Origin of the sequence: Bacteroides congonensis (assembly GCF_900130125.1) — a bacterium.
In the GTDB taxonomy this organism is placed as follows: Bacteria; Bacteroidota; Bacteroidia; order Bacteroidales; family Bacteroidaceae; genus Bacteroides; species Bacteroides congonensis.
Map to the genome: position 1 here is coordinate 670611 of NZ_FQXY01000008.1, position 22992 is coordinate 693602.

General features: G+C 42.6%; 13 protein-coding genes. 7 read left to right on the plus strand and 6 right to left on the minus strand.

What is annotated here, in order from left to right; all coding sequences use genetic code 11:
* Positions 1 to 104: 104 nt before the first annotated feature.
* From BQ7997_RS06095 to BQ7997_RS06115, 5 genes are all read right to left on the minus strand, one after another.
* Positions 105 to 1628 carry an arylsulfatase gene (locus BQ7997_RS06095; RefSeq protein WP_073344526.1) on the minus strand — a complete coding sequence of 508 codons (1524 nt, stop codon included), beginning with the start codon at positions 1626 to 1628 and terminating at the stop codon, positions 105 to 107.
* A 65-nt stretch (positions 1629 to 1693) separates the two neighbouring features.
* Positions 1694 to 3256 carry a sulfatase family protein gene (locus BQ7997_RS06100; protein ID WP_073344844.1) on the minus strand — a complete coding sequence of 521 codons (1563 nt, stop codon included), beginning with the start codon at positions 3254 to 3256 and terminating at the stop codon, positions 1694 to 1696.
* A 167-nt stretch (positions 3257 to 3423) separates the two neighbouring features.
* Positions 3424 to 4587, minus strand: a complete 1164-nt coding sequence (locus BQ7997_RS06105) for a M24 family metallopeptidase (protein WP_073344528.1) — start codon at positions 4585 to 4587, stop codon at positions 3424 to 3426.
* Positions 4588 to 4823: 236 nt separating this feature from the next.
* Entirely contained in the window at positions 4824 to 6161 is a 1338-nt protein-coding gene (gene gdhA, locus BQ7997_RS06110; RefSeq protein ID WP_022136530.1) for an NADP-specific glutamate dehydrogenase, read from the minus strand.
* Positions 6162 to 6377: 216 nt separating this feature from the next.
* Positions 6378 to 8489, minus strand: coding sequence for a prolyl oligopeptidase family serine peptidase (locus BQ7997_RS06115; RefSeq protein ID WP_073344531.1), 2112 nt, complete (start codon positions 8487 to 8489; stop codon positions 6378 to 6380).
* A gap of 194 nt (positions 8490 to 8683) precedes the next feature.
* Here BQ7997_RS06115 and BQ7997_RS06120 point away from each other — a divergent pair, with 194 nt between their 5' ends.
* From BQ7997_RS06120 to BQ7997_RS06150, 7 genes are all read left to right on the plus strand, one after another.
* Positions 8684 to 11659: a PEP/pyruvate-binding domain-containing protein gene (locus BQ7997_RS06120; protein WP_044656373.1), complete on the plus strand. Its 2976-nt coding sequence runs from the start codon at positions 8684 to 8686 to the stop codon at positions 11657 to 11659.
* Positions 11660 to 11885: 226 nt separating this feature from the next.
* Positions 11886 to 14423 carry a DUF4493 domain-containing protein gene (locus BQ7997_RS06125; RefSeq protein ID WP_073344534.1) on the plus strand — a complete coding sequence of 846 codons (2538 nt, stop codon included), beginning with the start codon at positions 11886 to 11888 and terminating at the stop codon, positions 14421 to 14423.
* Between the two features lie 18 nt (positions 14424 to 14441).
* Positions 14442 to 15710 carry a DUF4493 domain-containing protein gene (locus tag BQ7997_RS06130; protein ID WP_083589191.1) on the plus strand — a complete coding sequence of 423 codons (1269 nt, stop codon included), beginning with the start codon at positions 14442 to 14444 and terminating at the stop codon, positions 15708 to 15710.
* 12 nt (positions 15711 to 15722) lie between these two features.
* Entirely contained in the window at positions 15723 to 17963 is a 2241-nt protein-coding gene (locus BQ7997_RS06135; protein ID WP_235817259.1) for a DUF4493 domain-containing protein, read from the plus strand.
* A gap of 9 nt (positions 17964 to 17972) precedes the next feature.
* A complete protein-coding gene (locus BQ7997_RS06140; RefSeq protein WP_022136536.1) occupies positions 17973 to 18716 on the plus strand; it encodes a hypothetical protein in 744 nt (247 codons plus the stop codon).
* A 12-nt stretch (positions 18717 to 18728) separates the two neighbouring features.
* Positions 18729 to 19589, plus strand: coding sequence for a hypothetical protein (locus tag BQ7997_RS06145; RefSeq protein ID WP_073344540.1), 861 nt, complete (start codon positions 18729 to 18731; stop codon positions 19587 to 19589).
* Positions 19589 to 21208 carry a PCMD domain-containing protein gene (locus BQ7997_RS06150; protein ID WP_022136538.1) on the plus strand — a complete coding sequence of 540 codons (1620 nt, stop codon included), beginning with the start codon at positions 19589 to 19591 and terminating at the stop codon, positions 21206 to 21208. Before BQ7997_RS06145 ends, BQ7997_RS06150 begins: the two co-directional genes overlap by 1 nt.
* Positions 21209 to 21946: 738 nt before the next feature.
* Here BQ7997_RS06150 and BQ7997_RS06155 read toward each other — a convergent pair.
* Positions 21947 to 22795 (minus strand): helix-turn-helix domain-containing protein, encoded by an 849-nt coding sequence (locus tag BQ7997_RS06155; protein ID WP_022136740.1) that lies wholly within the window; start codon positions 22793 to 22795, stop codon positions 21947 to 21949.
* Positions 22796 to 22992: the final 197 nt, after the last annotated feature.

Consider the following 22992-nt stretch of genomic DNA (forward strand, 5'->3'; position numbering starts at 1 on the left):
ACAAAAGAACATATTATTTTTGAGAATTATAATTTATCATTGCTTGATAAAAAGTACTCATTAATAATATGTTCTTTTGTTCTTATGTCTTAACTATAAATCATCTATTTGGGCAACGTCACAGAGAAATGTTGATTCGGAGTATGTTGCTCAAAGATGATGGCTTTCATCTTTTCCACGATCTCAGGATGTTGGAGTGCTATATCGTTGTCCTCGTGAATATCCGTTTTCAGATTGTAGAGGGAAGGCTTTCCCTTCTTGACGATTAGTTTCCAGTCGCCCATGCGTACCGCTATCTGGTTCGTTTCATTGAATTCCCAATACAGGAAGTCATGCTGTTTCTGTTTCTTCTTGCCCAGCAATGTCGGGGCGAAAGAGATTCCGTCGAAATAATCCACCTCTTTCTCTTTGTTGCGGTATTTCTTTTCGTAGTTCTTGATGCCGGCTACATCGCAGAAAGTAGGCATTAAGTCATAGAAAGCACAGATATGGTCGTTCACTTCACCTGCGGGTACACGTCCCGGCCAACGGGCGATAAACGGAATACGTATGCCGCCTTCGTGACACTGGCGTTTCAGTCCGCGCAGTTTTCCGTCTCTGCCGAAGAAAGTAGGGTCGGCTCCGCCTTCCTCGTGAGGGCCGTTGTCACTGGAGAAGATAACTAATGTATTCTCGTCCAGTCCTTTCTCTTTCAGCTTTTTCAGGACTTCGCCTACGTAATAGTCAAGGCGGGTAATCATGGCTGCAAATTGGGCGTGTGTATGCGTGATGGCGTTGTAGCGTGAGCCTTCACTGCCTTTGAATACTTTGTCAGGGTCGAACTTTGCCTTATATTCGTTCAGAAGAGAATCTTCCGGCTGAACCAGTTCCGCATGAGGCAAAGTGTAAGTAAATACCCCGAAGAACGGTTGCTTGCCGTCCTGATTGTCCAACCACTCCATTGCTTTCTCGTGAATCATGTCGGCGGAATACTGCGGACGTTTCTGGTAGTCGGGACCGTACATCGGATATTTGATGTTTTCGTCCATGATGACACGTACTACGCCTGTGTCGCCCAGCGCTTTGCTGTATCGGTTCAGGAAGTTGGGGTAGTAGAGGTGAGCCTGGAACTGGCAGATATAGCCGTAATATTCGTCTATGCCCCGTTTGTCGGGAGTGGAGCAGGAGCCTTCGTAGCCGCCCGCCCATTTGCCGAACATACCTGTGGTATAGCCGTTGTCTTTCATGATTTCCGGCAGGATGATGTGGTCGGGGTCGTAAGGATGTTGTCCCACTACGGAATATTCTTTGTTGTTTCCGTACATGATGATGGGGGAATTTCCCCAATATTCCTTGTTGCCGCGTACTTCGCAGTGGCCGCTGTGTTGTCCTGTCATGAACGAAGCCCTCGAAGGAGCGCTGACGGGACTGCCCGCATACGCTTGCGTGAAACGTATGCCTTCGCTTGCCATAGCGTCTATATGGGGAGTGCGTATGAACGGCTGGCCGTAGCAGCCCAAATCTCCGTATCCCATGTCATCGCAGAGGATAAATATAATATTAGGTCGGGCATTCTTTTTCTGTGCATTGGCGGATAGGGCGGATAAGAGCAGTGTGCCGCCAATTATTGAGATTGATTTATAATCCATTAGGTTGTTTTATTTTTAAAGGTTGAATGTCTGTTTTTTAAGGTTGAATGTATGAGTATCCGGAATTATTTGCCTATAATATCCTTTCCGTCGCGTACACTTTGGAGAATATTTTGCAGTTCGGTCACTTTTTCAGGCATTTGGGAAGCATAGTTGGTCACCTCTTTCACTTCCTGCATTTTGTAGAGCTGAGGTTCTTTGGAGTTTCCGGTTTCAATCTTCGGTCCCCACTGAATCATTTTCGGCCCGTTACTGGGTTCGATGTATTTCCAGTCTTTGGTGCGGACGGACAGTGTGTGGTTGGAAGCCTGCTCGATAACCCACGGACGGTCTTTCTTGTCTTTGCCCAACCAGCTTCCGAGGAAATTGTAGCTGTCCGGAGCGGTGTTTTTGGGCATAATGGCTCCCGTCAGTGAAGCGAGCGAAGCCAACCAGTCGATTTGTGAAACCAACAGGTCTGAAGTCATGCCTTTTTTCACTCCGGCAGGCCAGCTAAGGATGGCAGGGATACGGGTTCCGCCTTCGAAAGCACTGTATTTATTACCTCTTAGTGGTCCGGCAGGGCTGTGTCCGTTGAGGAGTTCTTCTGCTTTATCATCATATCCGTCATCAACTACCGGGCCGTTATCGCTTGAAAGGATGATGAGGGTGTTTTCCCTCAATCCCAGTTTCTCCAGTGTGTTCAGTATTTCGCCGACGCAATAGTCGAACTGTACGATGGCGTCACCTCTCAACCCCATCGGATTCTTTCCTCTGAAACGGTCGTGAGGGAAGCGGGGAACGTGTACGTCATTTGTTGCGAAGTAAAGGAAAAAAGGCTTGTCCTTGTTTTCTTCAATGAATTGGATGGCGTGGGTGGTTAGTGAGTCCGCTATATTCTCGTCTTTCCAGAGTGCCTTTCCGCCGCCTTTCATGTAGCCGATACGGGAAATTCCGTTGACGATGGACATGTCGTGACCGTGGCTGGGTTTCAGGTTATACAGCATTTCAGGGTTGCTTTTTCCGGTAGGTTCGCCTTCGAAGTTCTTCTGGTAGCTTACTTCGATAGGTGCGCTGGGGTCGTAGTTGGCTACTTTCCCGTTTTCGATGTACACGCAGGGAACGCGGTCGGCTGTGGCAGCCATGATGTAATGGTAGTCGAAGCCCAAATCGCCCAGTGCGCAGGGCAGGGGAGCGTTCCAGTCTTGTGTGCCCGCCTTATCGCCGAGTCCAAGATGCCATTTGCCGACGGCAGCGGTAGTGTATCCCGTACTTTTGAACATATCTGCCATCGTGTATTGTTTGGGACGGATAATCATTCCGGCATTTCCGGCAGCTACGTCCGTTCCTTTTTTACGCCATGCGTATTCTCCTGTCAGCATGGAGTAGCGGGAAGGAGTACTGGTGGCGGCTGTGGCGTGGGCATTGGTAAAAAGAATACCCGATTTTGCCAGTCGGTTGACATTGGGAGTTTCTACGTTTTTGGCTCCGTAGCATTGCAAGTCTCCGTAGCCGAGGTCGTCAGCGTAGATGAATACGACGTTAGGGGTTTTTGACTTTGTCGGTGTTGTGTTTTCCGGCATTTTGTTCGTTGCGGTTGCGGTGCAAGCAACAGAAGATACAAGGGTTAGAATCAAAGGTTGTTTCATCATCTTGTTGGGGGTATTATTAAATTGATTAAAAAATTGATATAATGGGCATGTTTGTCAGTGTATGTATAAAATTGATTGGAATAACAGAGAGCCTCTTTTTGTGTTTGAGGCCCTCGTTATAGTATGTTTTTGGTGTCTTTTATAATACTCTTGTAATGAAAGAATTATTTCAATTCGATAATTTCTTCATTGCAATTAGTTAGCTTTTCGATTCCTTCATTAGTGACTACCCAGGAGTTTTCTATGCCGACAGGGCCTACACCCGGAAGAACGATTTTCGGTTCGAGGGCAAACACCATTCCCGGTTCCAACTCCTGCTTGATGCGAGGGGCGAGGACAGGGGCTTCATTGATTTCAAGACCGATACCGTGACCGATAAACTTGGCTTGCTGACCTGTACCCATGAATTTGTCTGCGAATCCGGCTGCGGTGACTATTTCGATGGCAGCATCATATAGTTTTTCACAAGCAACGCCCGGTCTTGCCATGGCAGCAATCTTTTCCTGAATATCGAGACAGACTTGGTGAGCCGCATAGGCTTCTTCCGATAGTTTCCCGATGGAGAATACGCGGCTCATATCGCCCATATATCCGTTGAAGTTACCGCCTATATCTACCATGACGCTTTGTCCTTCTTTCAGCGGAGTCTTGTTAGCTCCCCCCGGAAGGGCAGGGTCAAGTCCCTGACCACCTAAAGCAAAGTCATAAGGAGAAGGATAGCCGGCGTTGTCTCCCGTCAGTACGCTACCCATGAATATTTCCATACTGCGTCCGAATACGCGGAAAATGCCCAAGCAACCTTGCAGACGCATCAGGCGTTCTATTTCGATAGAAAACTCGACATCGGTCATGCCGGGGCGATATACGCTCGGTATCAGGTCATATGCCTTTGCGTGGGCAATGCCCGAACGGCGGAGCATTTCTATTTCAACAGGGGTTTTTACACTGCGTGCCTGGCGGATTAACGGGGTTCCGTTCACAACTTCCGCTTCAGGAAACAGGCTTGCCAAACGGCAATATTCCGTGTAGGGAAGTTCGTCGCCTTCCAGCATCAGTTTTGCAGGCAACGGCAGTCCTTGTTCTTTCAGCAAATCGACAATCTGTTCGGGTTTGCGGATAGGGAACGCATGTTCGCCTGTGATATTATTGGGACGTTTGAAAAACAGCAATGCAGGTGAGTGGAGAGGGAGATAAATATAACCGCTGACTACGCAGCCATAAGTATAAATTAAATTTGCATTACAAGTGATTAGCGCGGCGTCAATGCCCTGTAACGCCATCAGACTGCGAATCTTATCGCGGCGGAATTTTAATTCGGGTTGTAGCATCTTTATTTATTTGTTACATGATTATTTCTTACAAAATTATGCGTGATAAATTATTAGTTGTGAGTTAATTATCCCGAATAACAATTTCACAATCTATTATTTACCCTACAATGCCACAAAGATAATTAATTCCATTGAAAATATTGTTAATTTCAAAAAAATAGCGCTACCCGCGTTCTGTCACAGGAGGCGAGTAGCGCAAACCACAAATACAAATACAACTAAACAAAGTCTTTCTAAATGACGCCTTGTCCCATCATTGCGTGGGCTACTTTCATGAATCCGGCAATGTTGGCACCCTTCACATAATTAATGTATCCGTCGGGTTCTGTGCCGTACCTCACGCATTGCGCATGGATACCGTGCATGATTGCGTGGAGTTTTTCGTCCACTTCGGCGGCACTCCAGCTCAGGTGCATGGCGTTTTGAGACATTTCCAGTCCGGAAGTGGCAACACCACCTGCGTTGACTGCCTTGCCCGGGGCATACATCTTCTTATGTTCGATGAAGAGGTCGATGGCTTCCGGCGTACAGCCCATGTTGGAAATTTCTCCGACGCAAAGTACGTCATTTTTTATGAGATTTTGAGCATCTTCTCCATTTAATTCGTTCTGAGTCGCGCAAGGAAGCGCAATATCAGCTTTCACTTCCCAGGGACGTTTGCCTTCTACGAAAGTTGCGTTCGGATATTTTTCTGCGTAAGGCGCAACGATGTCATTGCCCGAAGAACGAAGTTCAAGCATATAGTCTATCTTTTCGCCGCTGATGCCATCCGGGTCGTAGATATATCCGTCCGGGCCGGAGATGGTGATTACTTTCGCACCCAGTTCGGTAGCTTTGGTTGCTGCACCCCAGGCAACGTTTCCAAATCCGGAGATGGCTACTGTCTTCCCTTTTATATCTATATTTTTTGCCTGCAACATTTGATGAACGAAGTACAGACCACCGAAACCGGTAGCTTCGGGACGAATCAGTGAACCGCCGAATTCCAATCCTTTTCCGGTGAAGGTTCCTGTAAATTCACGGGTCAGCTTCTTGTACATACCGAACATATAGCCTACTTCGCGTCCGCCTACGCCGATGTCGCCAGCAGGCACATCCATATCCGGGCCGAGATGGCGCCATAATTCCAGCATGAATGCCTGGCAGAAACGCATGATTTCAGCATCGCTCTTTCCACGTGGCGAGAAGTCGGAACCGCCTTTACCGCCACCCATAGGCAGGGTAGTCAGTGCGTTCTTGAATGTCTGTTCGAAACCGAGGAATTTCAAGATGGAAAGGTTCACGGAAGCATGGAAACGGATACCGCCTTTGTACGGGCCGATAGCGTTGTTGAATTGTACGCGATAGCCGAGGTTGGTTTGCACTTCACCTTTATCGTCTACCCACGTCACACGGAAAGTAAAGATACGGTCGGGCTCTACCAATCTTTCTATGATTTTGGCTTTTTCAAATTCAGGATGTTGATTGTATATATCTTCAATGGAGAGAAGGACTTCTTTGACTGCTTGAAGATATTCAGATTCACCGGGATGCTTTGCCTCCAAAGAGGACATGATTTTTTGGATGTTCATGATACTATATTTTAAAAGGTTAATTCTGATAAAATGTCAACTAACTCACTGCAAATATAGGAAAATTTTTCAGATTCGATTATTTTCAAGCCGATATTTTGATTAAATAATGATAAAATGTCAAATTTTTCTGCTGAAAAACATAAAGCCCCGTGACCTGTAATGTAAAAAACAGGCTACGGGGTTTCTATGTGCTTACAAATAGAAAGTTGTGCTTTAGAATTTCGGCTTCATTCCCAGGTTATACATAATAAATCCGTAAATGTCTGCTTGTTCTTCCAGTACTTTCGCCATCGGTTTGCCGGCGCCGTGTCCGGCCTTGCTGTCGATACGGATAAGTGTGGGGTTCGTGCCGTCATTGTCTGCTTGCAGGGTAGCGGCAAACTTGAATGAGTGGGCGGGAACTACACGGTCGTCGTGATCGGCAGTGGTGACAAGAGTTGCAGGGTATTTGGTACCCGGTTTCAGGTTGTGTAGCGGAGAGTAACCTTTGAGGTATTCGAACATCTCTTTGCTGTCTTCACTTGTTCCGTAATCGCTTGCCCAGTTCCAGCCGATGGTGAATTTGTGGTAGCGGAGCATGTCCATCACACCTACTTGCGGGATGGCAACGCGAAACAGGTCAGGGCGTTGCGTCATGCAGGCGCCTACCAACAGTCCGCCGTTGGATCCGCCTACGATTGCTATCTTGTCCTTATTGGTATATTTCTGGTCGATAAGGTATTCGGCTGCCGAGATGAAGTCGTCGAATACGTTCTGTTTCTGCATCTTGGTTCCGGCTACATGCCAGTCTTCACCGTATTCGCTACCGCCACGAAGGTTGACCTGGGCGTAGATTCCGCCGTTTTCGAGGAACGGGATGCGGGTGGCGCTGAAGCCCGGATTGAGACTGATGCCGAAGCCGCCGTAACCGTAGAGGAATACGGGGTTCTTGCCGTCTTTCTTCAGGTCTTTCTTATAGGTAAGGAACATCGGGATTTTCACGCCGTCCTTGCTGGGATAGAACACTTGTTCGGTCACGAAGTCGTCCGGGGTGAATTGCACTTTCGGAGCACGGTATAGTTCGTAGGTGTTGTTGTCCATGTCATATTTATAGGTAGCGCCGGGGATGGTGAATGAAGTGAATCCGAAGAAGCATTCTTTGTCGTCCTTGTTGCCGCTGAAACCTACGGAGCCGAGCGACGGTAATTCGATTTCCTGCAATTGCTTGCCGTCGAGGTTGTAAACATAGGCGTGGTTAGAAGCGTCCTTATCGTAGGTAAGGAACAGTTTGCCGCCAATCACTTCTGCGTTTGAAAGAACTGCTTCCGATTCGGGGACGAGTTCTTTCCAGTCTTCCAGTTTCGGGCGGTTGATGTCGGCTACCATGATTCTGTTTTTCGGTGCACCGTAGTTGGTGGAGATATAAATCTGGTCACCAATCACTTCAATAGGATAATATTGGTAGTCAAGGTCGGTAGTCAGTTGGATGAAAGGAGAGTCTGGCTTTTTCAGGTCACGGATAAACAGGTTGTTTCCTCGTCCGGCACCGGATTCTGTGAGGAAGAGGATACGTTCGTCTTCACTGGTGCTGGAAGTATAGAAGCGTTTCGGATAAGCCGGATTCTGATAAACCAGTTTGTCTTTCGATTGCGGTTCGCCTATTTTATGGTAATAGATTTTATGGTTTTCGTTCACGTTGGAGAATTCCTTTCCTTTGCTCGGAGCATCGTAGGCGCTGTAATAGAAGCCGTCTTCCTGCCATGCGGCACCGGTGAATTTGGCCCATTCGATATGGTCTTCAAGCAGTTTTCCGCTTTCGGTGTCCATTACGTAGATTTCAGACCAGTCCGAACCGCTGCGTGAAATGCTGTAAGCTGCGTACTTGCCGTCGTTGGAGAAGTAAAGACCCGTGAGGGCTACCGTGCCGTCTTCCGACAGCTTGTTCGGATCGAGGAATACGCGGGGCTCGCCATCCAAGGAGTCTTGTACGTAGAACACACTCTGATTCTGCAAACCATTATTCTTGCTGAAATAATATTTCCCATGCTTTTTGACCGGAGCACTGATTTTTTCATAATCAGCCAGTTCCGTCAATCGTTTCAGGAGGTTTTCCCGGAAAGGAATTTGACTCAGGTACTCGTTTGTTACTCTGTTCTGTGCTTCTACCCAGGCGGTAGTAGCTGCGCTAGTGTCATTTTCCAACCATCTGTAAGGATCGGGGACTTGTGTGCCGAAGTACACGTCTACTGTGTCTACCTTTGCCGTCTCGGGGTAGACCACCTTTTTCTGTTGGGGGGCGCATGACATCACCATGATTCCACTCATTAACAAAGTTACTTTTTTCATGTGAATAGAAAGTCTTTTTGAATAAACTTAAAGTTACAAATCTACAAAATAATAGGAGATAAACAAGTAAACTTTATAAAGAAGTATGGTGGAAAATGAGATTTAAAGAATTAACTTTGCAAAATATGATTTTGAAGAATGACAACTTGAACAAATGAAGAGTGACGACTTGAATAAGAAAGGAGAATTATTTTATGCTCAGTAAATATAAGTTAAACCAGCTTTACTTCAAAGATACGCAATTCGCCAATTTGATGACCCGGCGGATTTTTAACGTGTTGTTAATAGCCAATCCTTACGATGCTTTCATGCTCGAAGATGACGGACGCATTGACGAGAAGATTTTTAATGAATATACTTCATTGTCTCTGCGTTATCCGCCCCGCTTCTCGCAGGTGTCTACGGAAGAGGAAGCGTTGTCGCAGTTGGAAAGTATGTCATTCGACCTGGTGATTTGTATGCCGGGCACGGGGGATAACGACAGTTTCGATATCGGACGGCATATCAAGGAGAAATACGAACATATTCCTATTGTCATCCTGACTCCTTTTAGTCATGGTATCACAAAGCGAATCATCAATGAGGATTTGAGTGCATTCGAATATGTGTTCTGTTGGCTGGGTAATACCGACTTGCTGGTATCTATCATTAAATTGATGGAGGATAAGATGAATCTGGAGCATGATGTGCAGGAAGTAGGGGTACAGTTGATTCTTTTGGTGGAAGACGGTATCCGTTTCTATTCTTCCATTCTTCCGAACCTGTATAAGTTCGTTTTGAAGCAAAGTCAGGAATTCTCTACGGAAGCCCTGAATGCGCATCAGCGTACGCTCCGTATGCGTGGACGTCCTAAAATTGTATTGGCACGTACGTATCAGGAAGCGATGGAGATTTATCGCAAATATCAGAATAATATATTAGGTGTAATTACCGACGTTCGTTTCCCGAAAGTGGAACGGGGTGAAAAAGACGGTTTGGCAGGTATCAAGCTATGTGCCGAGATACGCAAGAATGACCCGTTTGTACCTTTGATTATCCAGTCTTCCGAGTCGGAAAACTCTTCTTACGCAGCGAAATACGGCGCGAGCTTTATTGATAAGAACTCGAAGAAGATGGACGTCGATTTACGCCGTATCGTTTCTGATAATTTCGGTTTCGGTGATTTTGTTTTCCGTAATCCCGAGACGGGGGAGGAGATAGCTCACGTACGTAACTTGAAAGAATTGCAGAATATCATATTTGCCGTACCTGCCGAATCTTTTTTATATCATATCAGTCGTAATCACGTATCCCGCTGGTTTTATTCGCGAGCTATGTTCCCTGTGGCAGAGTTCTTGAAGCCAATCACCTGGAGCAGCCTTCAAGATGTGGACGCACACCGCCGCATCATCTTCGAAGCTATCGTGAAATATCGCAAGATGAAAAATCAGGGTATCGTTGCGGTCTTTAAGCGTGACCGTTTCGACCGCTATTCCAATTTTGCCCGTATTGGTGATGGTTCGTTAGGCGGAAAGGGACGTGGACTGGCTTTTATTGACAATATGGTGAAACGTTATCCTGAATTTGACGAGTTTGAAAATGCACGGGTGGCTATTCCCAAGACGGTAGTGCTTTGTACCGATGTATTCGACGAATTTATGGATACTAATAATTTGTATCAGATAGCTCTTTCTGATGCGGACGATGATACGATTCTGAGATATTTCCTGAAAGCAAAATTGCCGGACAGGCTGGTCGAGGATTTCTTCACTTTCTTCGATGTAGTGAAGTCTCCGATTGCCATCCGTTCTTCTTCCTTATTAGAGGACTCTCACTATCAGCCTTTTGCCGGAATCTATAACACCTATATGATACCTTATCTGGACGACCGCTATGAAATGTTGCGTATGCTTTCCGACGCTATCAAAGGTGTTTATGCTTCGGTATATTTCCGGGACAGTAAAGCTTATATGCAGGCTACTTCCAATGTAATCGACCAGGAAAAAATGGCTGTCATCCTGCAAGAAGTAGTCGGCAATCAGTATGGTGACCGTTATTATCCTTCCATGTCCGGTGTAGCCCGGTCATTGAATTATTATCCGCTAGGTGATGAAAAAGCGGAAGAAGGAACGGTGAACCTGGCTTTAGGATTAGGTAAATATATTGTAGACGGTGGCATGACTCTCCGTTTCTCTCCTTATCACCCGAACCAGGTATTACAAACCAGTGAAATGGAAATTGCCCTGAAAGAAACCCAAACCCGTTTCTATGCTTTGGACTTGAAGAACGCAGGACACGATTTCTCTATCGACGACGGCTTCAACCTGTTGAAACTTCACGTGAAAGAAGCGGAAAATGATGGTGCTTTGCGATATATAGCTTCCACATACGATCCGTATGACCAGATTATCCGTGACGGACTCTATCCGGGTGGCCGTAAAGTGATAACTTTCGCCAATATCCTGCAACATGATGTTTTCCCGTTGGCGCGTATTCTTCAATTGGTATTGAAATATAGCGAACAGGAAATGCGCCGTCCTGTCGAAATAGAGTTTGCAGCTACGTTGAGCCGTGAGCAGGATAAAACCGGTACTTTCTATCTCCTGCAAATCCGCCCTATCGTGGATAGTAAAGAAATGCTGGACGAAGACTTGAACGAGATACCGGATGAAGACGTTCTTCTTCGTTCGTATAACTCGTTAGGTCATGGGATTATGAACGATATCTGTGATGTCATCTATGTCAAGACCGACGGTTACAGTGCTTCAAATAACCAGACCATTGCCTGGGAGATAGAGAAGATAAACCAACAATTCCTGAATGAAGGTAAGAATTATGTTCTCGTAGGCCCGGGACGTTGGGGAAGCAGTGACACATGGCTCGGTATCCCGGTAAAATGGCCGCATATCTCCGCCGCCCGTGTAATCGTAGAAGCCGGATTGACCAACTACCGTGTAGACCCCAGTCAGGGTACGCATTTCTTCCAGAACCTGACATCTTTTGGAGTGGGGTATTTCACAATCAACGCCTTTATGAATGATGGAATTTATAATCAGGAATTCCTCAACGCACAGCCGGCAGTGGAGGAAACCAAATTCCTTCGCCATGTTCGTTTCGAAAAACCGATGATTGTCAAGATGGACGGAAAGAAAAAACTCGGAGTAGTCCTGATGCCGGGCATTGATAAATAAAGTTCTGTTAACATTGTTCGCTCAAATAAGAAAAGTTCTGTTTTTCATCTGAAAGGCAGAACTTTTCTGTTTTACCTCTTTTAAATGGTCTATTTTTTAGATATAACATGCTAATTGTGTTCCTATTTTCATATTTAGGAATAAAACTTTCTTTGGATACTTTATTATAAAGAAGGAAAACTGTATTTTTGCGCTCGGTTTTATACATTTAAGAGATTCTAGAGAGATGAGTAATAGACAACTAGTGAAACTAGCTTTTTGTATATGTCTTTTGCCTCTGTTTTTTTCTTGTTCTTCAGAACGTGACGAAGGTAGTGAAGGAAGTGGGACATTACATGTACAGGTTAATGCAAATCCCGAGGTGGTAGTGGGAACCAATACCCGGGTGGATGATGGAACAGAATTGGGAGTTCCTGATGTAAATGATTTCTCTTTTTCTATATTTAAGGGAGAAACTCTTCGAGGTCAATGGGCTACTTTGGCAGATTTTCTGTCTGATGATGAGCTTACACTTCGCTCTGGCAACAATTACCTGGCAAAAGCCGCATACGGTGATGTGAATAGTGAGGGGTTTGAATTACCCTATTATGAAGGAAACCAGCCTTTTACTATCACTAAAGGTAAAACTACGGACGTGGAAGTTACCTGCTACTTGGCCAATGCTAAATTAGCAATTGTTTATACTGATGCTTTTAAGGATTATTTTGCTACTTATACCTCAGAAGTTTCCACTTCATTGGGTAATACTGTAGAATATGCATCTTCCGAAGAGCGGTATGCTTATTTCAAGCCGGGGAATTTGGTTGTCCGTGTAAAGGCCCGAAAGAAAGAGGGATATTCGCAAGAGGTGACATTAAAAGCAAAAGATTTCACTGCTGAAGCACGCCACGCTTATATTCTCACATTGGACGTAGATGCCGGCACTCCATCTTTAAATATTTCATTTAGTGACGATATTCCTAATCAGAAGCCTGTAACCATTGAAATCTCAGATGAAGCATTAAGTGCTCCTGCTCCTTATTTTCAGGCGAACGGTTTTAATGAGAATCAGGTTATGACTGTTGTAGAAGGCAAGTCTGCCGAAGCTTCTGAAGTCTACGCTTATTTGCATGCTGCCGGTGGAATAGCCAATTGCTCTTTAATTACTCATTCAACTTCGTTGGTAGAACAAGGGTGGCCTGAAACGGTAGACTTGGTTAATATTCCTGCGGAAACATTGAGTGTTATGCAGAAACTGGGTTTGCAGATTGTAGGATTAGGAGAAAAAAAAGATAAAATAGCGAAGATTGACTTTACAAACGTTATACCTTTTCTGGAATATAACAGTGAAGAAGCCGAACATGTTTTTGAGTTAAGAGCCACTGATAAATTGGCAAAAGAAAATCAGGAGCCATTGACATTTAGAGTTCACAGTAGTGATAATAAGTTTGCAGTGAGTGCTGGTGAGCCTGTACTATATGGAACAACGAAGATGAAAGCCAAATTGACTCTTGATGGTGATCCGACTAAAGTTACTTATTGGTTGAAGAAAGATGGAACTGAGCAACAAGTGATGCCAAGCGATGTTAAGTCTGAGGGAATTTCTCATGAATTGCTATTTAAGTTTGATGAATCTCAATATTCGGATATTCAGGTTGAAGCTCGTTATTTACGTCGTACAGATATTTTGGCTTCAGAGATGGGAGAACCTGAGGTGACTTTGAGTTTGCGGTATCCGGGGGATGTATGGACAAAGCAGGCTACTTTGCAGTTAGCAGGCAGTGTTGACGACTGGGATTTTCAATGTTCTAAAAAAGATAAGAATGGAAATGAAGGCGTATGGAATAAAGAGGAGTGTAATTTGTCAGGTTCGACAATTTCCCTTTCTAAACTTACTCCTGGTATCGGATATACATATCGGTTTGTAAAAAAGGATAGAGAAGGAGATGTGATTGGGGCTTCTAAGCCGTTGGATATTGAAACAGAAGAAGAAATACAAATTCCTAATTCAGGATTTGAAGAATGGTTTGCGGAGAAGAGATGGTCTGAAGGAAGTTCTTTAGGTGGGCAAGATATATATGCTTATTTCCCTTATAATAGTGCTGAGCAATGGTGGAATACTCAAAACTTGACTACAACGCAGAAATTAAGCGGAACCTATTATTCTTGGTATTATGCTACTTATCCAGGGACTGTACCAACGAATGCTGAAGAATTGCATACTGCTACTTGGCATTTGAATAAATATGATAAAAAGAATTTTGTGATAGAGTCACATGGAGGAAATACGGCAATGGAAATAGCTACGATAGGATGGGGATTTAATAATTGGGGACCAGGAGGAGGATCGAGTCCGCAACAAATAACTGCTGGAGGATTATATCTAGGAGAATATGATGAAGATGCTCATAAAGAAATTCTAGGAAAGAATTTTTGTTCACGTCCAACATCCGTGTGCTTTTTTTATAAATATTATTCGTATAATGATGAATATACTGTTCCTTCTGTTATTGTATTTGCATCTGATGGCAGTAGAATAGGTAGTGGGGAATTAATGATTAATAGTACAGTTGACAGTTTTACAAAAGGAAGCATATCCATAAAGTATGATGAACCAACAAAGAAAGCTAGTTCTATAGTGATTCAATTTTTATCTACGACAGTAGATACCCCTGCTGTGAAAGCTGTTAAAGGTAACAAGGGGCTTTTTGGAGGATATGGTGATTCACGTCATATAGGTAGTATTTTGACAATAGATGACGTTAGTTTAGAATATGAAAAATAATAATGTTATACAATGATTATGAAACAAATAACTTATATATTAGTAACATTAATCGTAAGCCTTTTTATCTTTTCCGCTTGCGACCGTGAAAAAATGGATTTTGGAAATGACTCTAATGGCTACGGACAATTAAATCTTGCATCACTGAATTTGGATGTAGATGTAAAGGCCGTTCCACTGAGTCGTGCTGCTACATCAGTAGATATTAATAAATATATCGTTGGTATTTATAGGGCAGAAGAAGGAACGTTAGTATCAGAATGGATATACAGTGAAATCCCTGAAATATTCCAATTGGAAGTTGGTAAGTATAAAGTTATAGCCCATGCTCCGAATAGTAATAAGCCGGTGTTTGACGAACCTTATTGTGAGGGTTCCAAGACATTTGAAATTTTAAAAGACCAAGTGACTAATATTGCGACAATAGAATGTAAACTCCATTGTATTATGGTGAATATTAGCTACACGGATGATTTAAAGGCTATATTGGGAGAAGATACGGAAGTGACAGTCATTGTGAACAAGGACAAAGATAATTCTCTGACTTTTAAGAAAAACGACGAGACTCGTTCTGCTTATTTCCCTGCAGAAGAAACTGGCAATATGGTGGATTTTAAATTCTTGAGTACACTTGAAGATGATGATGAACAGACTGAAAATACACGTTCTGTTTCAAATGTTGCAATCGGTTATCTCGTAACAGTCGCTTATTCTTTGGATGATGCCGACGGTGACCCGAATACAGGTGGAAGTGCCGATGCTTCTATAAAAGTAGATAGTAGTTGTGAAGTGGAAGATATAAATGGCAACGTTCGTCCCGAAGAGCCGGGGATTGATGATTTCCCGAATGGTGGTGAGGAACCGGAAGCAGGCAAACCTGCAATTATTTGCAAACAATTCGATTATATTTTAGGTGACGATGTAACCGAGGATAATCCGTTGGAAGTTATAGTGAAGCTTGAGGCTCCCGAAACTATTGCACATGTAAATATAAAAATAGAAGCAGGTAGTCCAACTTTTGCAGAAGCCATTGCAGCAATGTTTGGTGAAGCAGGTGCTTTTGATTTAGCCGAGCCGGGAGAATTTGAGGAAACATTGAAGAATGTTTTAAAATTCCCTGTAAAGGACGAGGTGATTGGAAAGAAAACATTGGATTTTGTAATTACTCAGTTTACACCAATGCTGAAACTCTTCCCGGGAAAACAACCTCATAAATTCCATATAACTCTGATTGATAAGAAAGGGCAAAGTGAATCGGCTACATTAACATTCAATGTTCCGGAATAAAAGAGGATGAAAATGAGAAAGTATAATTTATATATATGGTTACTTCTCTTTGTTCTGACAGCTTGTCAGCGGGATGAGTATGCTGCTGAAGTCGGGGAAGGAACACTTCGGCTGACTGTGGGGATGAAGAATGACTTGAAGGTTGTGGCGACCCGTTCTTTGACTACGGAAGAGGAAGATAATCTGAAGAAGGATTGCAAGGTACGTATTTATGATGGTAATAAGTTGGTTCGTAAATATCAGGGGATTGATAACATTCCGGCTGATATTGTGTTAGCGTCCAGTGAAGATTATCGTGTCAGAGTAACATCCGGTGATTCTGTAGCTGCTTCGTTTGATAAGAAATTCTATGAAGGGATTACCCCTTTTATTATAACCAAAGGAAGTGAAGTGAAAGTAGATGTTGTCTGTAATATTGGCAATACAGTTACATCAGTAGCATTTGGAGAATCGATAAATACTTATTTTGAAGATTGTTCTGTGAAAGTGGCTGTAAAAGCAGAAGATGGTGCATTAGATTTTCCGGCAAACAATGATGGAAAATTAGGATATTTCTCTCTTCCTGCAGAATGTGATACATTGTTCTGTACATTCACCGCCATTAATAAAATAACAGGTGAACAGTGTGAGCATATAGACACGATTCCTGATGTCAACTCAGCTACCCTTTATAATTTGACATATGAATTTAAAGACTTGGATATAGAATTGCCGGATACCGGAGGAGGTATATTGGAATTGAAAGTAGATGTTACTCCTCTTGACGAGATAAAGGTAGAAGAAGTGATACACCGTCGTCCGGCTATTAAGGCGGAAATGAGTGGACAGCCGTTAGTGCTGACTCAGCCTACTTATATGGAAAAAGGGGCAGGAGATGCCGTTACTGTGATGATAACCGGCTCTACAGTGTTGACGCAAGTTGAAATTTCTTCAGAGCAGTTCCCTGAATATTTGGGTTTATCCCAACAAAGTTTTGATTTGAAGAATCTAACTTCTGAGCAAGAATCAGATTTGGCTGATGGCGGAATAACAATTGATAAAAAAGAGTCTTCTTTAGGACATGCAATGAATATTGAATTTTCAGCTTCGCTCATTCAGAAATATACGGCAAATGATGGAACACGCAGTATTCGTTTCTCTGTAACTGACCAAAATGGTTACAATCGGATAGTAGAGTGGCAAATTGTAGCCTCAGATATATCAGTGCAGACAGAGGATATACCGAATGACAAAAGGTATTTGATATGGGCAACGAAAGCTACATTGTTCGGTTCCGTGCTTCCGGGACGTACTCCGCAGGCAGAATTGTCTTTCCGTTATCGGGTAGTAGGAACTCAGGATTGGAACACTGTTCCTGCAGTTCTGGATGGTTCAACTATAACTGCTGAAGTGACTGGATTGGAAATTGATAAAGAGAAACTATGTTCGGAATACGAATACCAGTTAATGGAAGGAGAGGTTGCTTCTAATGTAACATGTCGTTTTGTTACAGAGAAAGCTATTCAGTTGCCCAATAGTGGGTTTGAAGAATGGACAGGAGCTAAACCTATGTATGTAGCTGCTTCTACATCGGAAGATAAAATCTTCTGGGATTCAGGTAATCATGGTTCATCGTCAGTCTCTTTATTTGCTACAGACCTGACAACGAAAGATACTTCATTAAAAGTAGAAGGAACATGTTCAGCTCAATTGCAGTCAAAGAGTATTGTTATAAAGTTTGCAGCCGGCAACTTGTTTACAGGGCGTTATTTGGCTACAACAGGTATGGATGGAGTACTGGGATGGGGGCGTCCTTTTACTTCGCGGCCAATAGCTTTAACTGGCTATATCCGATACAACTCGGGCATAGTAGATAATCCTAAGGATGGTTATATTGCTGAAGGAGAACAGGATAAAGGTTATATGTTTATAGCTTTGGGTGATTGGAAAGAAGGAGAAACTTATGAAGATAAGGGTACATGGCCTGTTATTATCAAAACGGCAAGTGCTAGTCAACAGTTGTTTGACAAGAATGATCCTCATATTTATGCATATGGTGAGAAGACATGGGATAATTCTACTGATGGAGAGGGAATGCATCATTTTGTCATTCGACTGGACTATAGGGAATTTGCAGCGACAGAAATTCCAGCTTCCATTATAGTGGTAGCTTCGGCAAGTAAATTTGGTGATTATTTTGCGGGAAGTACAAAGAGTACCATGTGGCTTGATGATTTGAAACTGGTGTACGACGAAGACGAAATAAAGGAATAAGTAAACAATATGAATTTAGTGAAGAAGATTATATTTTTCTTGCTGCTGATAATTGCCGGAGCAGGAATAACTATTGCGCAAACGCAGGAGTTCAAGCGTAACATAGAGGCTCGTACTTTTGTTCCTAAGGGGCAATGGATTGTAGGAAGTTCAGTATCTTATTCCGAACATAATGAGCAGAATTATCAATTCTTGATTGTTGATGGTTTTAATTCGGATGGATACATGTTTAAGATCAGTCCGATGTTCTGTTATGCGCTGAAAGATAACTTAGCTGCCGGAGGACGTTTTTCCTATGGGCGTTCATTGACCAAACTTGATGGGGTAACATTGAATCTGGATGATGATACCCATTTTGACGTTAATGATTTATATCAGTTAAAACATTCTTACAGTGTAATTGGTATTTTGCGGAACTACATAAATATGGGTACCAGTAAGCGGTTTGCTCTTTTTGCTGAGACACGTTTGGAAGTGGGAGGAAGCCAGTCGAAAATGGTAACCAAGAATGGAGGAACATTGACCGGAACCTATTCCACAACTGCGGATTTCGGTCTAGGAGTAGCTCCGGGAATTGTCGCCTTTATTAATAATTACACAGCAGTGGAAGTTAGTATAGGGGTGCTTGGACTTGATTTTAGTAAAGTAAAACAGACAACCGACCAGGTGTATATTGGAGAACGTTCATCCAGTTCTGCAAATTTCAAAATAAACCTGTTCTCTATCGGTTTAGGTATTGCATTCTATTTATAAAAAGACGGGGAGATGAGTAGATTAATCTATATATGTATTGTTATTTTGTTGGTAAGCGTACAAGAGTTACAAGCACAACAGCGAGATACAATTGTGATACATGATACTGTGTATGTAGACAAGGCTGAGTTGGAATCAATGCAGGCAAAGAAGGATATTGCCGCCAATAATACAGGGCTGATTCGTATCAAGCCGATTGGACGTTATGACCGTGGTATTATCAGTTATCGTTTTATTCCCAAAAAGAAATGGATTGGCGGATTGACTTTTTCTTATGTCAATTTTGATAGCGATGATAGCAAATTGTTGTTTTCTATATTAAAAGATTTTGATTGTAACTTTAAAACGTTTTCAGTAAATCCATTTGTCGGATATGCACTGGCGGATAATATGATTGTCGGTATGAAATTGGGATATAGCCATACGATAGCTGATTTAGGCAATATATCACTGAATATTGACGATGATCTTGATTTTTCTTTGGATAATATCCGCTATACGGAAGATTTACGTTCCGTCGGTGTATTCCATCGCTCTTATGTCGGACTTGACCATGGTAAACTTTTCGGCTTATTCAATGAAACGACATTGACTTATAAGAGAGGAACCTCTAGCTTTTCTCGTGGTGAGGGAGAAGAATTTAAACGTACGGATACGACGATCAATGAGATACATTTGGGCATTAACCCCGGATTGGCAGTGTTCATCACACAGAATGTTTGCGCGGAATTGTCTTTTGGAGTTGTCGGCTTTAAATATCGTATAGAGAAGCAGAAGAATAATTTGGGAGAAGAGGGTAAACGGAGAGATAGTGGTGCCAATTTTAAAATAAATCTCTTTAATATTAATATCGGCTTAACCTTTTGTATGTAATGAAAATGCGAATCATATATAATTTGTTGCTTGTAGCTGCTATGGCCGGCTTATTGCAAGGATGTATCAAGAATGATATCGGCTATCCGCAGATAGCTTTATCTATAACGGGCCTGCAAGTGGATGGTCAAAAGGAGAATGCAGTAATTTCTGATAGAGATCAGACTGTGACCTTGAGGTTGGAAGAGAATATTGATTTACGAAAAGTCCGTGTGACTAAATTGTCCGTGACAGAAGGTGCGAAAAGTACACTTGCCGTACAGGATGTAATAGATTTGACTAAACCTTATGAGGTGGTTTTGTCTCTTTATCAGGAGTATCATTGGAAAGTGATGGCTCAACGGGATATAGCACGTTCGTTTAAAATGGTGAATCAAGTAGGTTTATCTGATATAAATGCTGACACTAAAATAGCTTTAGCCAGTGTTCGTAAAAATACAAAATGGAAAGATTTGGAGTTGTTGGAGCTAAAACTTGGACCGGCAGGAGCAACCTATAATGGTAAAACGGGACTACCGGCATTACAATGGACTGTTTATTCCAATTATGCTTCTGCGCAGGTAAAAGTGAAGTATCAGGACTTCTTTGAAGAAGATTGGGAACTCCGTGTGTATCGTAAAGATAAAGATGTGGAAACCAAACGGGCAGATGGATGGGTGAATGTGGCATGGCTTTATGCAGAGGGCATTGAGGGAGCCGACAATGGATTTGAGATTCGCGAATCTACAGCAGAAGAGTGGACCAAAGTAGATGATTCATACATAACGACAGATGGGGCCGCTTTCTCTGCACGCGTACCGCATTTAAAAGCACAAACGACCTATGTCTGTCGTGCATATTCGGGCGGGGATTATGGTGATGAATTGACTTTTACTACGGGAACAGCTATGCAATTGCCGAATGCTAAATTTGATGATTGGCATTTGAAGGGTAAGGTCTACAATTTTTGGTCGGAAGGCAGTGAGGAATTTTGGGGAAGTGGAAATAAAGGAGCTTCTATTCTTCGAAGTATAACGACACCGGATGAAACAAATACTTGGGATGGTAAAGCGGGAACTTCTGTTAAAATGGAATCGATTTATGCTTTGGTTAAATTTGCGGCAGGAAACTTGTTTGCCGGTTATTGGTATGGTTTTGCAGAAGGTTCTATGACAGATGGGCATTTGAAGTTTGGTCGTCCGTTTACCGAACGTCCTACGAAACTGACCGGATATTATAAGTACACTACCGGAGCTATCAATCAAATGGATAAGGGGTCGGATAAGTATGACGAATTATATCCTCTTTTGAAAGATAAAGATGATACTTGTATCATTTGGGTTGCTTTGGGTGATTGGGACGCTCCTATAGATATTATAACCGCCAAAACTTCGAGTAAGCGAAAGATGTTTGATCCCAATGATTCGCATGTTATTGCCTATGGCGAATTTACTCAAGGAAAAACAATCCATAACTTTGAACGGTTTAGTGTTGAATTGGAATATCGGGACACTTATCGGGTTCCGAAATACTTGATAGTAGTATGCTCGTCCAGTAAATATGGTGATTACTTTTTCGGTAGTGACCAGAGTGTGATGTGGGTTGACGATTTTACTTTAGAGTATGATTATGATGATTAATTCTTATTATAATAAAAGACTGAAGTACGAGTTTTCAAGCAAGTGATAGATTTGACGATAGCCTAGGAAGAAAAGAGTGAAACGGTGCCGAAATGAACTAATTCGATTTCAGAACTAAACACGCACTCCAAACAAAAGTTTTCACGATTTACCCTCATACCCTCATAAATTTCTTCAAATCCTTTATTCATCGTAGCTTCAGCTATGAGAGCAGGTCATGATAGCACCCTGAGAGTAACTTTTGCTCTCAGGGTATTATCATCCCATCCCCCTATAAAACATAGGATATACTAACGGGATATTAACGTTATCTCTTCGGTATCCTTTCGTCAGATTACCGATATCACTAATTCGTCACGGCCGTGACAAATTCCTACCACGGCTGTGAAGAGAATCTACCATGGCCGTGACGAATAGTTACCACGGCCGTGGTGAGATAACAATACCGGTAATCTAATGAAAGAATACCGGCAGCCTAACGCAAGGATAAAGGCAAGATAACTAACACTTCCTTACTTCATAACTTATGTTTCCCTAAACAACATAGCCAGGGAACCCACATTAAAGCACAACGTACTGAAATAAGTTAAACAGAATAGAAAAGATTCAAAACCGTACTGAAATGAATAAAAAACAGAATGCAGTTTTTTTTTATTAGAATATAAAATAAGGTGATATGTTTTGTCTTTCCATACACGTCACATACGCCTGTTTCCAATAATTATCGGATGTTTCCAATTATCCGTTATTCCGATATGCCAGTGGACTCATCCCCACATATCGTTTAAAATACTTGCCGAAGAACGACATATTGGCAAAGTTGAGCGAGTCGGAAATTTCCTGAATGGAGAAATTGGTGGATTTCAATTGTGACTTGGCATCCATAATCACCATGCGCGAGATGATTTCTACACATGTGTTTCCCGTTACTTGTTTTACTATGGTGCAGAGGTGAGTCTGTGCTATTTTTAGCTTATCAGCATACCATGCCACATTCCGTGTCTGATTATAATTCTGAACCACGAGTTGAGTGAAATTCTTGTATATAAGCTCCTTTTTCGATAGAAATTCTTTGGTGTTTTGCTGCCGGTTTTTGTACATGGCAGATATTCCTACATGAATATTATTATATAGATGTAAGGTGATTCCTTTGCGGGTCGGCTGGTCGAAAAAGGTATAAAGTTTTATTAGAAACAGAAAATACTCTTCTAGTAGTTTGGCTCCTTCTGTTTTTAATGAAATGACCGGTCTGCCTATTGTTACAAATAAGGTATCAACAGGAGATGGGTTTAAGCTGGTTTGTTCCAGATATTTTGATGAGAAACCACCAAAATACAATTTGGGCTCTCCACGTACATTGTGTATTTGAAGAATACTGCCCGGCATGATGGTGGCAAATTCATTGGCATGTATTGTGATACGGTTCAGGTTGACCGAAGCTTCTATTTCACCTTCCATACACAATACAAAAATCTCCGCTTTTAACCGGCAGGGAAAGTTGGTGTACAAACTAAGCAATTCCTTGCTGATCCCTGTGCCTATCACCCATTCTTCCGGTAAATCTATTTTAGGTAATTCTTTATTCATTGTATTTTTTCTAATCAGGCAAAGGTAACTGAACAATGGAAAATTCGACTACCTATTTCTTCCACAAAATGCGTCTATAGTTCGCATAGTTTCTTTATGGGATGAGATTGTTGAAGAAGAGGACAAAAACAGAAAAAATAGACCTTGTGCCACTCCGTAAATAGTCGTTACTTTGCGCTATCTTTTGAGAAAAAGGC